This window comes from Acinetobacter sp. CAU_H_S139_7 (assembly GCF_058599305.1).
Map to the genome: position 1 here is coordinate 516,944 of NZ_CM178651.1, position 14,547 is coordinate 531,490.

Consider the following 14,547-nt stretch of genomic DNA (forward strand, 5'->3'; position numbering starts at 1 on the left):
CTCGGAAATTGTGTAGATACCTATGGGTTTAGCCCGAGGATATAAGCGAGTGGCGTAAGCCATTAATGCGGTGTTTGCTGTTGTTGAATATATTGTTTAACAATTCCAATTGGCGCACCGCCACATGAAGCAGCGAAGTAACTAGGCGACCACAAAGCACTGCCCCATAGCTTGTTTTTAATTTCAGGGTGTTTGGTTCTTACAATGCGACTTGAAGCACCCTTTAAACTATTCACTAAGCTAGAAATTGCTATTTTAGGTGGATAATTCACAAGCAAATGAACATGATCGTGTTCACCATCAAACTCTACCAACTCGGCTTCAAAGTCTAAGCAGATACGCTCAAACACTTCACGCATTGTTTCAAGCATTGCTTTGGTAAAAACATCTCTACGGTATTTAGCCACAAAGACTAAATGTACATGCATATTAAAAACACAGTGGCGACCTGTTCTAATCTCTTGACTATTGCTCATAGACCAAATATATTTTAATCATGAAAACACTTAAATTACGCATAAAAGACAAACATTACAAGGTACTAGACCAACTCGCATTGGAAGTAAATTTTGTTTGGAATTATGTGAATGATTTAGGATTTAAACATCTAAAAAGAAAAGGTGAATTTCTTTCAGCTTACGATATTGCTAAATACACGAAAGGCACATCTAAAGAATGCAATCTGCATAGTCAAACTGTTCAAGCGATAACAGAAGAATTGGTTACTCGAAGAAAGCAGTTTAAAAAAGCAAAGCTAAAATGGCGGGTGAGTAATAAGAAGTCTGCAAGACGTTCTTTGGGTTGGATACCGTTCAAAAAGGTTGCAATCAAATATGCTGATGGCTACGTGCAGTATGGCAAGCATCAATTCAAGCTATGGGATAGCTATGGACTATCAAAATACAACGTCAAAACAGGCTCATTTGTAGAAGACAGTCGTGGACGTTGGTATGTTTGTTTAGTTGTTGATAAGACAAAACAAGTTAAATCAAAGGGTAATACCTCAATCGGTATAGATTTGGGCTTAAAAGACCTTGCAACCTGTTCAGATGGCGTAAAGCTCAAAGCCCCTCAAATCTATCGGCAATACGAACAAAAACTTGGCATTGCTCAACGTGCTAGAAATAAAAAGCGTGTTAAAGCGATTCATGCCAAGATTAGAAACATACGTCAAAATACGCTACATCAATTCAGTCATAAATTGGTGAATAAACATGCAGCCATCTTCGTTGGTAATGTGAATGCAAAGGCATTAGCACGGACTAAACTAGCGAAGTCTGTATTAGATGCAAGTTGGACAACACTTAGAACCATGCTCAAGTATAAATGCGAGAACGCAAGTGTATGGTATAAAGAAGTCAATGAAGCCTATACCACCCAAACTTGTTCGAGCTGTGGCTCACGCTGTAGTAGTCCGAAAGGTAGAACGGGACTTGGAATAAGAGAATGGCAGTGCATGGAATGCGGTACATTCCATGATAGGGATATAAATTCCGCACTGAATATTCTTGCGCTCGGACATGAGCGTCTAGCAGTAGGAATCCCCGTCCTTTAGGTCGCGGAGGATGTCAAGATGCATGAAACCATGATAGGAACGAAAAGTGGCAAGGACAATACGTGTTGAGCTGAAAAAGATTGGTGACATTGTGCAGGTGGATCACAGCCTGTCACGTGTCGAGCAAATTGCACAGCGAAAACAAGCCATTTATCAATATCGCAATCAATGCTTATCCAAACAACGGCAGATGGTTGTAGATGATCACTCCATTGCACTGAGTGAGATAGGTAAACCCTATTGGGTTGATCAGCCTTCTTTTCATTTCAATCATAGCCACAGCCAAAATTACTATGCTTTAGCTACGAGTGAGCGGATGCAGGATCTAGGCGTGGACGTGGAGGAGTTAAACCGAAAAGTTCGCTTTGAGGCTTTGGCTAAACATGCTTTTCACGTAGAGGAACTTCGCGTGTGGCAACAGTATGATCAGGACAAAGCATACTGGTTTAAGGTCTGGACAACCAAAGAAGCGGTGCTTAAAGCATCAGGTTTAGGCATTCGTTTAAACTTAAATGAACTGAACACCCAAGCACATCCAACGCATAATGGTGGCATGTGTAGTCATCCGCTGATTGGGAGTTTTGCCTATCAAAATTTTGAGTTAGGAGATGTGATGTTGACCGTGGCTTGGCGGGCAGAGCAGTCCTGCCGTGGCTATGCGTTGCCTCAGATAGAGCTGGTACAACATCTTCAGAGCGACATAAAAAAGCCTCTCAATTGAGAGGCTTTCTTTTTTCACACTATGGTGTGCATTTATGGAATTTCATTTTCTTCTTCAAACTCAGGCTTCACTTGAACAATGAAGTCTTGACGGTTTAAGCCACGCCATAAAGCAAAAGCTGTACCGATGTAGATTGAGGAGTAGGTACCCACAAAAACGCCCACAAACATTGCAACAGAGAACCATTTAAGGCCATCACCACCGAGGATCATCATCGAGATCACCACCAACAATAAAGTCATTGAGGTGTGAATGGTACGACGTAGGGTCTCAGTTAAAGCGATGTTAACGATCTCTAAAGGTGAAGCGCCACGAATCTTACGGAAGTTTTCACGAATACGATCCGAAACAACAATGTTGTCATTCAGTGAGAAACCAATCAGAGCCAGAATTGCAGCCAATACAGTTAAGTCAAATGGCCACTGCATCATGGCAAAAATACCGATGGTGACCACCACGTCATGGAACAACGACAGTACCGCACCCATTGCCAGTTTGAACTCAAAGCGAATCGTTACGTAGACCAACATCAGCAGTAACGCTAAAGCTACAGCACCCGCTGAGCGAATGTAGAGTTCATTGCCGACTTGTCCACCCACCACATCAACTTTGTTAACCGAAGCTGAGTTACCCGGTAGCTGTACAGCTTGGGTAATAGTTTTGGTTAAGTCTTCTGCTGCTGTGTCTTCTTGTACAGGCATACGCACAATCAAATCACGATCTGAACCGATGGTTTGTACTACAGGGTCATGAAAGCCAGCTTTGGTTAATGCAGCAGAGACATCGGCTGATTTAACAGGTTTTGTGTAGTTCAGCTCAGCTGAAATACCACCAGTGAAGTCTAGACCTAAGTTAAGCCCCTTGGTGAAAATGAAAAATAAACTGCCGATGGTTAAGACAATAGAAAGAATGGCTGCAGGCAGCGCAATCTTCATAAAATCAATCACACGTTCATCATCTGGACGGCCGTATTTTTTTGAATCTTGTTGAGTCACATCAGTCATCATCGATCTCCTTATATGCTCAACTTTTTCAAGTTACGTTTTTTGCCATAAATGAGCTGTACAATCGCACGTGTTACTGTAATAGCAGTAAACATAGAACAAACAATACCGATCATTAAGGTTACAGCGAAGCCTTTAATTGGGCCTGTACCAATAGCAAACAAAATAAACGCAACTAGGAATGTGGTTAAGTTTGAGTCGAAAATGGTGTTATAAGCACGGTCATAACCCGCCACAATGGCTTGTTTGGGCGATGCTCCCCACTTCATTTCTTCACGTATTCGCTCACAGATCAAGACGTTGGCATCGACCGCCATACCAATGGTAATCACGATACCCGCAATACCCGGCAGGGTGAGGGAAGCACCAATCCAAGACATGACCGTTAGAATCATGGCTAAGTTGAAAACCAAGGCAAAGTTAGCTATTAAACCAAATACGCGGAAGAAGACCACCATCCAGATCGCGACTAGTAAGAAGCCGATTTGAGTTGATAGCACACCTTTATCAATGTTTTCTTGGCCCAGGCTTGGACCCACTACACGTTCTTCAACAAAGTACATTGGTGCAGCAAGTGCACCTGCACGTAGCATCAATGCAAGTTCAGATGCCTCTTGAGGAGAGTCTAGACCCGTGATCCGGAAAGAAGAACCGAGTACCGCTTGAATGGTTGCAGCGTTAATCACGACAGACTCTGCATAAGGTGTACGGACTTCGGTTTGCGCACCAGTCGCAGGATCAGTTATATAGCTAATACGTTGTTTATTTTCGATGAACAACACAGCCATACGCTTACCCACCGCATTCCGGGTTGCATCTGCCATCAGTTTGCCACCTGCTGTGTCTAAGGTAATGTTTACCTCAGCACCGCCAGTGTCTTGGCTAAAGCCACTTGATGCGTTTTGAACACGTTCACCCGTTAAAATACGGTTACGGTTTAAAAGTAATTCACGTCCGCTGTCTAAAGATTGATATGCAAAAAGTTCGGTTCCTGGTGGAAGCGGTTGACCATTGCTCTTGCCCGTATAAGGGTCAATCACTTGGTCATTTTGGTCAGAGACCAAACGGAACTCTAGGTTTGCTGTACGACCCAAGACACGTTTTGCCTCAGCAGTGTCTTGAACACCTGGAAGCTCAACCACGATGCGGTTACTACCTTGTGTTTGTACCAAGGCTTCTGCCACACCTAACTCATTAATACGGTTACGTAAAGTGGTTAAGTTTTGGTTCACGGCATAAGATTGAATTTCTTGGCGGCGAACATCGGTATAGGTTAAGCGTAAGGTTGAACCTGTAGTAGTTGCGACCGCTTGCTGATTAAACTCATTACCATTGCTACGTAAGTAGTCTTGAGCCGCAGTACGATCATCATTGTTGGCGAACTGAACGGTAATGGTGTTGTTGTTTAATGCAAGGCTGTTAAATTTAATTTTGTTGTCACGGAACTGACGACGTAAATCAGTCGCAGAGGTTTCCATGCGTTGAGCAATTGCTTTATCCATATCCACTTCTAATAAGAAGTGAACACCACCACGTAAGTCAAGACCGAGCTTCATTGGTTTTGCACCAATTTTTTGTAGCCACTCTGGCGTGGTTGGTGCCAAGTTCAACGCGACAACATAGTCATCACCAAGGCCACGACGTAACGCTTCTTTGGCTTTTAATTGTGCTTCGCTAGAGTCAAGACGTAACAGTGCAGCATTATTGCTAAAACTGTTGTCATGGCTTGAAATACTTTCAGATTTTAAAATCTGCTCTGCTTTTTGTACGATGCTTTGGTCAATTTGGGTACCAGCTTTGGCACCAGAAATTTGAACCGCAGGCTCATCCGGATACAAACTAGGCAGGGCATATAATGTACTGATCGTCAAAACCACGAGAATCAGTAGATATTTCCATGCTGGGTAACGCATTTGTTTTCTTCTTAAAATGAAAAAAGTCGTGCGGATGCACGACTAATTTTTTTGATTAAAGGTTATTTAATGTGCCTTCAGGAAGAACTGAAATCACACTTGCGCGTTGAATTTTTACGTCTACACCGCGGCTCAGTTCAACCACTGCAAAGTCACCTTCGAGTTTAGTGATTTTACCCATTAAGCCACCAGCAAATACTACTTCGCTGCCTACGCCAAGACTTTCAACCAAGGAGCGGTGCTCTTTGGCACGTTTTGCTTGAGGGCGCCAAATTAAGAAATAGAAGATTGCAATAAAAACAGCAATCATCAATAAGTTTGCGACCATACTTGGTTGTTGTGCAGCTTCACCCGCTGCGTGAGCTGTAGAAATAAAAAGGCTCATTTCAAATTCCTAAACTAAAAAAACGGTGACCAACGAATTGATCATAAATAGACTTGTTCTGCAATTTACCTTGTCTTTTTACCAAGCGCAAATGCTCACAACAATTAATCTTGGGGGCAAGGTGGAACTTCTAAACCACGACGTGCATAAAAATCTTCAACAAAGGCATCAAAGCGATCATTATCCAATGCATCACGAATGTCTTGAGTGAAACGTTGGTAGTAACGTAAGTTGTGAATAGTACCTAGCATTGAACCCAGCATCTCGCCACATTTTTCCAAATGGAATAAATAAGCGCGAGTAAAGTTGGTACAGGTATAACAGTCGCAGTGTGGATCAAGCGGACTTTGATCATGACGGTATTTACTGTTACGGATACGCACTAAACCGTCGGTCACAAAATAATGTCCATTTCGGGCATTACGTGTAGGCATGACACAGTCAAACATATCGACGCCACGGCGGATGCCTTCTACGATGTCTTCAGGTTTACCTACGCCCATTAGGTAGCGCGGTTTGTCTGCCGGCATTTTTTCTGGAAGGTAATCCAGCACTTTGATCATTTCTTCTTTCGGTTCACCGACAGAGAGGCCACCAATGGCATAACCGTCAAAACCAACTTCAAGCAAGCCTTTTAAAGACTCATCACGTAAGTCTTCATACATACCGCCTTGAATAATGCCGAAGAGCGCATTTTTATTTTCAAGCACATCATGATGCTGAGTCTTACAACGCTTTGCCCAACGCAATGACAGTTGTAGCGACTTTTGCGCTTCTTCATGCGTTGCAGGATAAGGCGTACATTCGTCAAAAATCATCACGATGTCTGAGTTCAATGTATGTTGGATGTCCATTGAGATTTCAGGAGACAAAAATACTTTAGAGCCGTCAATTGGAGAGCGGAACGTTACGCCATCTTCTTTAATTTTACGCATCGCGCCCAAACTGAAGACTTGGAAGCCGCCTGAATCGGTCAGAATGGGTTTATCCCACTTCATGAATTTATGCAGGCCGCCGTGCTCTTTAATCACTTCAAGGCCAGGGCGTAGGTAAAGATGGAAGGTGTTACCTAAAATAATTTGCGCTTTGATGTCTTCAATATCACGCGGGAGCATGCCTTTCACCGTACCATAAGTACCGACAGGCATGAACACAGGGGTTTCAACCACACCATGCTCTAAAGTTAAACGACCACGACGGGCGCGACCCGACTGACCTAATTTTTCAAACTTCATAAAATATCCTGAACAAGAGCAAAGCACTGCTCTGCTTGCAGTGCAAGAGCGAAAAAACAGTTCGCCGCTAAAAGGAGGCTATTTTCCTTGATTATGCAAATAAACACCAGTGTTGTAACACTTTTAACGCAAAGCTTTTCTGTACGAAATTGTGTGCGGTGACAACGGTTTTGATTTGAGTGTGTTGGGGAGAGGAGGGAGATGAATTGCCGTGGCATAGCAAGCGATAGCTGCCAGAAGTGAAGTAAATTTAGATATTAAAAAAGGCACTCATTTTGAGTGCCTTGGATGTGTGATTTGTGTTAAAGCGATCTTTTTAGTTGAAATTGGGACGGTAATCAAAATTTTGTAGTGCAGTCGCGTCGCGGAAAGGACGTACCGCTTTTTTACCCACGGTCATGGTGTTGACAATGTTGTTTGGAAAAACTTGAATGTGGTTGTTAAACAGTTCGACATTGCGGTTAAAGATGCTGATCGCAGCACCGACATTTTCATTTTGCTCTTCAATTTCATTCATCATCTTTAGATAAATATCATTGGCTTTAAGTTCAGGGTAGTTTTCGACCACGACATTGAGGCTACGCATTAGCTCTTGGTTTAATGCTTCGATACGCTGCAACTGATTGACATCTGTATTGTTTAAGTTCAGGTTGAGAATGTTCTGACGGAGCTCAGTAACTTTTCCCAAGGTACCTTTTTCAAAGCTGGAGTATTGTTCGACCAAAGGTTCTAAGCCATCTAGAATTTTTATTTTCTGACGCTCATAGGTTGCTACATCCGACCATGCGCGAATGGTTGCATTGTGGTGTCGCACAATATTATTACGAATAACGATCACGCCAAACACGATTGCAATAATAATCAAGAAGAAAATTAATAGCCCCATACAGTCCTCAAACGGCAAAATGTCATTATTTTAAAAATTGTGTTAGATCAGATTCTAAGCGCTCTAGATAAGGTAATTTAAAAGTGCGTAAGTGTCCACGCAATGTCGAAATGTCATTGATTTTTTTTGCTTTGCTGGATATTTCAAACAGGTTTTGTGGGCTGATATAGCACAAGATATTTTTTTCAGGATGAAAAAGTAAATCGCCTTAACGAGAACGGAAAAAATCGGCAGTACGCAGCACAAATGCAGGGGAGAGGAGTTTGGCCATCTGCATCTGGTCAGTACCAAAAAACTTGAGCTTTTGGTTGATTTGAATATCACTGCTATGCCATGGAAAACTATAAGGGTAATAGAATTTTTTATTGTATGCGGTAATCGCGAGTCCTTGCGTGGGTACCTCAAAGACAAAACATCCCCATAAGTCTTTATGCACTTCTTTCACTTTTAACTCATTGCCATCTTTATCACGTACGCGAATTTCATCAACAAAATGATATTGAAACAGCAAAACCTGATGCTGTTGTCCTGCTTCATCCTGCCAAGTGGTACTGGCGTAGTAAGGAATATCATTGCTGATGGTGCCTTGATTAAAAATTGGAAACAGCTGTTTGAGGTGGGCAATAAAAAATGCAGGTTGTAGGGCCACGCCAATATGCTGCGGAGGGGTAAACTCGTTGAGCTGGTATTTTTTATGAATAATTTGTTTTTCGAGATAGTCAGTGACCTCTTCAAGCGGATCATCTTGCTCATAACTTAAATAGGCCCAAAGCAGACAGCCTAAGCCGAATAAAAAGCTGAATAAGGTCCAAATGTGCTCTCCGGCAAAGAACACTGGCACAATAAAAAAAATGCCGACTATTCCAAGTAGAATAGGCAGCACATTTTCAAATTTGAGGGTAATCGGGGCATTCCAAGGGTGCAGTCGGTCAAGAATATCTTGTGCCGAATCGGCCCCTCGACCAATGTCCCAAAGCCTATCGATATTATCAAACACAACTTTATTCTTTTTACGTCGAATATGAATGGAATGTTTGATTGTATCGATAGGCATGTGAGGTTCTTATTTGGGTTGAAGTTGGTCAACTAACATGGCATCGCCATAACTAAAGAAGCGATACTGGTTGGCTACCGCATGTTGATAAGCTGCCAAAATATTATCACGATTTGACAGCGCTGAAACCAACATCAAGAGGGTCGATTCAGGCAGATGGAAGTTGGTGATAAGACGATCCACCACTTTGAACTCATAACCTGGGTAGATAAAAATTTGGGTATCTCCAGTCCAAGCTTTCAGTTCACCATCATGTGCCTGCGCTGCACTTTCAACCGCACGTGTCGCTGTCGTTCCGACAGAAATGACTTTATTACCACGCGCTTTGGTTTGACGAATAAGCTCAACTGAATGCTCAGGAACATCACACCATTCACTGTGCATAATGTGATTGGCAATGTCATCGGTACGTACAGGCAGAAAGGTACCAGCACCCACGTGTAAAGTGACAAAGGTTTTCTGAATACCTTTGGCTTCAAGTTGATCCAACAGCTTTTGGTCGAAGTGTAAGCTTGCGGTAGGTGCAGCGACACTGGCTAACTTGGTTGGATCATTAAATACTGTTTGATAACGCTCGGTATCAATGGCTTCAGCTTCACGGTTGAAGTAGGGAGGGATCGGAAGTTGTCCGTATAAATCCAGCACCGTTAAAATTGGCTGGGAAAACTCCACAATAAATAAATTTTCATGACGACCTAGCACTGTGACTTTAACGGCATCTGGGCCAATAAAGAGCTCAGCTCCCGCTTTGGGTGTGTTGCTGGATTTGATGTGGCAGTGTGCAATAAATGCATCTTGCATGCGTTCAACCAGAACTTCGACAGCTCCGCCACTGGCACGTTTGCCTTTGAGACGTGCTTTCATCACTTTGGTGTCATTTAAGACCAGTAAATCACCTGCATCGAGCAAATCTAAAATGTCGGTGAATTGAAAGTCATGATGCTGACCTTGAGCATCGAGGTGTAATAGTCGAGATGCACTGCGCGTGTCTAAAGGATAACGGGCAATGAGTTCATCAGGGAGGTCGAAATTAAAATCAGAAAGTTGCATGATGGGAAAGCAGCGTCAAAATAAGGGAGGTCAAAATTGCGCTCAGTATATGCGTTTTTGTTGAAAAACGCTGAAATTGCACAAATATAAAGCTAAAAAATCAAATATGACTTAAAAATAGCCAATCATCACCAACTTGCGTTGACAAGTTTTTCAAAAAGTTTAATATACGCATCAACACCTTCCCGAGGTGGTGAAATTGGTAGACGCGGCGGACTCAAAATCCGCTGTCAGAGATGACGTGTCGGTTCGAGTCCGACCCTCGGGACCAAGATATTAAAAAACCCAAGCATATTCAGTCTTGGGTTTTTTATTGCCTGAAATTTAAGATTTGAATCAAATCGCCATAAAACATTACAGATGGCTTAAAGCAATTGAATGTTTGGTGCGGGTTTGCTTAATTATGTCCTCATATGATGGACTCACAATTTTGTTTTAATCCTTCTGATAAATAACGAGTTTTCAAAAAGAGAAAGTAGTCACAAGATAAAATTCTGAAATAATTAATTTTTTTGTTAAATGCCACGCTTGTATTGTTGTATTTTTATATTGTTTTAATGTTGAAAATTTGCTAATAAATACAAGTAAATAATAGGTTTGTGCCGAAAATCACAAAAGATGAGGCAGAAATGGGTATTCAATTGCTAGATATCGGGTCTGATACAGAACAGTTAAGTGCTTGTCACTTATCTTTATTGTTGGGCGTGAACAGTAATGACAATAAAATTAAGAGCTTTCTCAAATTTGCGCGAAAAATTTTAGGTGCACATGCCGCAATTCTAACGTTTAGCAATGAACCTTATAGTTGGTATGCGGGCAAACACGCATTCAATGCTTTTCAGTTACCCGCTGCAGCCAATTTTGCTACTCATTTTGAAGGGGAGATTGCGATTGATAGCCTGCATCACCATTATCATCATCTTTCTCAGCAGGTGACTGCTTTAGGGTTTAAACATCAGCGGATCATCGCATTGGATTTAAAGACATCGGATAAATCTGTAGGGCAAGTGATTTTCTTTGATGAGCAGTTGGAAGCTTTTACGCAGGATGCTGTAGAAAATGTCTATGAACTGGCCTCTGGTTTTCTCAATTTGCTGCATTTGCGCATGGAAAATGCGGAGCTCAAAGAGTTGTATGAACAACAGGTGGCCATGAATGTCAGTAAAACCAAATTTTTCCAAATTATTGCACATGATTTAAGGGCGCCTTTTCATGGCTTAATTGGATTCTCAGAAGTGTTGGCTGAAGAGCGCAAAAGTTTGGATGAGTCTGGTGTGCAAAGCATTGCAGATTATCTGCATGATACAGCACAATCGACTTATAGCTTGTTAGAGAGTTTATTGAATTGGGCGATGGCAGAAGGCGGGCGCTTTGTTTATCACCCCATCCATTACAAGCTTAAGCAGTCCTCTCAAATTGTTTTTGATGTGTTGCATGCGTTGGCCATCAATAAAAATATTCAACTGATTGACCGTGTCCCCGATGATTTAAAAATTTTTGCAGATATCAATATGGTGACCTCGGTGATCCAAAACTTGGTCTCAAATGCGCTGAAATTTACCCATATGCATGGCGAAGGGGTTGTGACGATTGATGCCAAAAAACGTGATGATTTTATCGATATCTACATTCAAGATACGGGTCTAGGTATGACCTTGGGGCAAATCGAATCTTTATTTGAACCGAAACTAACCGTTAGTTTTAAGGGGACAGCTGGGGAGAATGGGACTGGTCTAGGTCTGGTGTTGTGTAAGCGTTTTGTTGATTTGAATAAAGGTGAAATTTCAGTCACATCGAAAGAAGGTGTAGGTTCAACTTTTATCGTCAGCCTGCCACGTTCGAACAGCGCACATCAAGCATTGTCACTTGCGACATCCCAGCAAGAATTTAGTGAATAATCATACTTTTCTTATAAAATAATTCGCCTAATCTCATGATCTGCTGTTATAAATAACCAAAACAATCCGAAAGAGTCGATCATGAATGCTGAGCAATTGCAAAAGACATTGCGCGCAAGTCAATATGCGGAACAAGTCCTATCTATACATCAGGTTTATCTTGAACAAGATTATGCAATTGATCAATTTTCTCAGCCATTGACCACCGAACAAATTTTCGATGTCGTTCAAAACACCTTAAAAGAGATCAGTGATGAAAGCACATGGATGCGCACCATCCGAATTTTACGTGCGCGTTTAATGTTTCGCTGGATTTGGCAGGATGCCAACCAACTGATCGATGTGATGGAGTTAACACGGGAGTTATCTGATTTTGCTGATGCAGCCATTTGTGTGGCAAAAGCGTTTGCCTTAGCGCCATTGGTGGCTAAACATGGTCAGCCTGTGGGCTATAACCATAAAATTCAAGATTTAATTGTGGTTGCGATGGGGAAGCTCGGTGCACAAGAGTTGAACCTATCCAGTGATATCGACTTGATTTTTGCCTTTGATGAGCAAGGTGAAACAGATGGTCGTAAATGTATTGATGTACAACAGTTTTGCATTTTATGGGGTCAGAAGCTCATTTACTTGTTGGACCATATCACGGCTGATGGTTTTGTCTTCCGTGTGGATATGCGCTTACGTCCTTGGGGTGATGGTTCTGCACTGGCTATTAGTCATGCGGCGCTGGAGAAGTATTTAAGCCAGCATGGGCGCGAGTGGGAGCGCTATGCGTGGATTAAGGCGCGGATTGTGACAGGGGGCAAAGAGGGGGATGAGTTGTTGGACATGACACGTCCTTTCGTATTCCGTAAGTATGTCGATTACACCGCTTTTGAAGCCATGCGCGAAATGAAAGCCATGATTGAGCGTGAAGTATTACGCCGCAACATCGAAGATGATATTAAGCTGGGTGCGGGCGGTATTCGTGAAGTCGAATTTATTGTGCAGGTGTTTCAGCTGATTTATGGTGGGGCAAAATTAGAATTACAAGACCGTCAATGTTTAGTGAGCTTGCATCATTTGGGTGAAGTGGGTTTGCTGGATGGTCAGGCGGTCAGTGAGCTGGAAGATGCTTATTTATTTCTGCGCCGTGTAGAGCATGCAATTCAAGCCTTAAATGATCAACAGACCCAGTCTTTGCCCACAGAACCAGAACTCAGACAAAGGATGATTGATACCTTGGGTTTTGTAAGTTGGGAAGCATTTATTGAGCACTTAAACCAAAAGCGTGCCAAAGTTATTTACCAATTTGAGCATTTAATTAAAGAAAAAGAACATGACCCTTTCGTAGAAAGCTTTAGTCAGTTAGAAGCGCGTTTAAATGAGGTGTTGGATGCGAATGCAAAAAACCTCATTCATGAATTTTGGAATGGGCATGCGCTAAAAAAGCTGCCTGCAAAAGCGATGCAGCGTTTAAAAATGTTTTGGCCGCATTTGATTGAAGCGATTTTACAGTCAGATAAGCCGCAAGCCGCGCTGCTACGCCTCATGCCCTTGGTTGAGTCTGTGATGCGACGTACCGTATATTTGGTCATGTTGATTGAGAGTAAAGGGGCGTTACAGCGCTTGGTGAAAATGGCAACCGTAAGTCCATGGATTTGTGAAGAATTGACCCATTATCCAGTACTCTTGGATGAATTTTTGTCCATGGACTTTGAGTTGCCGCGCCGTCAAGATTTGGAAGATTCTCTGCGTCAACAGTTGCTTCGTATTGAGCTTGATGACGTTGAAGATTTGATGCGTGTGCTGCGCCTATTTAAAAAATCCAATGTATTGGCAGTTGCAGCCAGTGATGTCTTGGCTGAAAGTCCGTTGATGAAAGTATCCGATGCTTTGACGGATATTGCAGAAGTTTCGGTCAGTACAACTTTAAATTTAGCTTACCAAATGACGGCAAAGAAACATGGTTATCCGCTCGATGTTGAAGGACAGCGCTGTTCGATCGATCATTTGGCATTTGCTGTTGTGGGTTATGGCAAGGTTGGCGGGATTGAGCTGGGTTATGGCTCGGACTTAGATCTGGTCTTTATTCATTATATGGATGAGCAAGCCGATACCGATGGGCTGAAGTCGATCAGTGGATTCGAGTTTGCAATGCGTGTTGCGCAGAAATTTATGTCATTGATGACCACGCAGACCCTCGATGGTCGGGTTTATGAAATCGATACGCGCTTACGCCCATCGGGTGAAGCGGGGGTCTTGGTCACCAGTTTAAAAGCCTTTGAACAGTATCAGTTGAAAAATGCATGGGTCTGGGAGCATCAAGCATTGGTGCGTGCTCGTTCGATTGCGGGTGAGCCAAGTTTGCGTGATAAGTTTGAAGCATTGCGCTGTCGGATTTTGACGCAGCCACGTGATGAAGAAAATGTACGCGCAGAAGTGCTGAAGATGCGTCAAAAAATGAAAGACCATTTGGGTTCTTCTAAAGAACAACAAAAAGATGGAATTTTTCATTTAAAACAAGACGCAGGTGGTATCGTCGATATCGAATTTATGGCACAGTATGCTGTGTTGGCATGGAGCGGATCTCATCCAGATCTTGCCCATTATTCCGACAATGTACGAATCCTTGACGACGCCGCAAAAGCCAGTTGCTTATCCAGTGACGATGCGACTGCATTGATTCAAGCTTATCTCAGTGAACGAGCCGAGAGCCACCGTTTAGCCCTTGCGAATCAATCCATGCAAGTAAATGCTGCGGACTGGCGCGATACCCGAGTGATCGTTTGCAAATTATGGCAAAGATTAATTGATCCAAGCTCAATCGTGAGCATTGGATAACATGACTGTGTATATAAATT

At 42.5% G+C, this 14,547-nt stretch carries 11 protein-coding genes, 1 tRNA gene and 1 pseudogene; 5 read left to right on the forward strand and 8 right to left on the reverse strand.

The annotated features are described in order from the left end of the window. Positions 1-62 precede the first annotated feature (62 nt). Positions 63-476 carry an IS200/IS605 family transposase gene (gene tnpA / locus AC4MC0_RS02555; RefSeq protein ID WP_005402021.1) on the reverse strand — a complete coding sequence of 138 codons (414 nt, stop codon included), beginning with the start codon at positions 474-476 and terminating at the stop codon, positions 63-65. Positions 477-496: 20 nt separating this feature from the next. Between tnpA and AC4MC0_RS02560 the strand changes: the two genes are divergently transcribed. After that, the gene (locus AC4MC0_RS02560; protein ID WP_058951462.1) at positions 497-1,555 is read left to right on the forward strand and encodes an RNA-guided endonuclease InsQ/TnpB family protein; all 1,059 of its coding nucleotides are present in this window, start codon (positions 497-499) and stop codon (positions 1,553-1,555) included. A 46-nt stretch (positions 1,556-1,601) separates the two neighbouring features. After that, on the forward strand, positions 1,602-2,276 hold the full coding sequence (locus AC4MC0_RS02565) for a 4'-phosphopantetheinyl transferase family protein (RefSeq protein WP_201706775.1): 675 nt from the start codon (positions 1,602-1,604) through the stop codon (positions 2,274-2,276). Between the two features lie 32 nt (positions 2,277-2,308). On the opposite strand, the gene secF is transcribed toward AC4MC0_RS02565, so the two are convergent. The 7 genes and pseudogenes from secF to queA form a co-directional block, all read right to left on the reverse strand. Then, a complete protein-coding gene (secF, locus tag AC4MC0_RS02570) occupies positions 2,309-3,283 on the reverse strand; it encodes a protein translocase subunit SecF (protein ID WP_279732516.1) in 975 nt (324 codons plus the stop codon). Between the two features lie 8 nt (positions 3,284-3,291). After that, the gene (secD, locus tag AC4MC0_RS02575; RefSeq protein WP_335999230.1) at positions 3,292-5,193 is read right to left on the reverse strand and encodes a protein translocase subunit SecD; all 1,902 of its coding nucleotides are present in this window, start codon (positions 5,191-5,193) and stop codon (positions 3,292-3,294) included. 55 nt (positions 5,194-5,248) lie between these two features. Further along, positions 5,249-5,578 carry a preprotein translocase subunit YajC gene (yajC, locus tag AC4MC0_RS02580; protein WP_004697692.1) on the reverse strand — a complete coding sequence of 110 codons (330 nt, stop codon included), beginning with the start codon at positions 5,576-5,578 and terminating at the stop codon, positions 5,249-5,251. Positions 5,579-5,682: 104 nt separating this feature from the next. Continuing rightward, positions 5,683-6,813, reverse strand: coding sequence for a tRNA guanosine(34) transglycosylase Tgt (gene tgt / locus AC4MC0_RS02585; protein ID WP_004697695.1), 1,131 nt, complete (start codon positions 6,811-6,813; stop codon positions 5,683-5,685). Between the two features lie 316 nt (positions 6,814-7,129). Next, positions 7,130-7,699, reverse strand: coding sequence for a LemA family protein (locus tag AC4MC0_RS02590; RefSeq protein ID WP_335999234.1), 570 nt, complete (start codon positions 7,697-7,699; stop codon positions 7,130-7,132). 25 nt (positions 7,700-7,724) lie between these two features. Continuing rightward, positions 7,725-8,753 (reverse strand): annotated as a pseudogene (locus AC4MC0_RS02595) (hypothetical protein). 9 nt (positions 8,754-8,762) lie between these two features. Then, on the reverse strand, positions 8,763-9,803 hold the full coding sequence (gene queA, locus AC4MC0_RS02600; RefSeq protein ID WP_491887265.1) for a tRNA preQ1(34) S-adenosylmethionine ribosyltransferase-isomerase QueA: 1,041 nt from the start codon (positions 9,801-9,803) through the stop codon (positions 8,763-8,765). A gap of 184 nt (positions 9,804-9,987) precedes the next feature. Here queA and AC4MC0_RS02605 point away from each other — a divergent pair. The 3 genes from AC4MC0_RS02605 to glnE all read left to right on the forward strand — a co-directional run bounded on the left by AC4MC0_RS02605 (position 9,988) and on the right by glnE (position 14,527). Further along, positions 9,988-10,074 (forward strand) — tRNA-Leu (locus AC4MC0_RS02605). Positions 10,075-10,432: 358 nt separating this feature from the next. Further along, positions 10,433-11,701, forward strand: a complete 1,269-nt coding sequence (locus AC4MC0_RS02610) for a sensor histidine kinase (RefSeq protein ID WP_491887266.1) — start codon at positions 10,433-10,435, stop codon at positions 11,699-11,701. Between the two features lie 81 nt (positions 11,702-11,782). Beyond that, on the forward strand, positions 11,783-14,527 hold the full coding sequence (glnE, locus tag AC4MC0_RS02615) for a bifunctional [glutamate--ammonia ligase]-adenylyl-L-tyrosine phosphorylase/[glutamate--ammonia-ligase] adenylyltransferase (RefSeq protein WP_335999237.1): 2,745 nt from the start codon (positions 11,783-11,785) through the stop codon (positions 14,525-14,527). Positions 14,528-14,547: the final 20 nt, after the last annotated feature.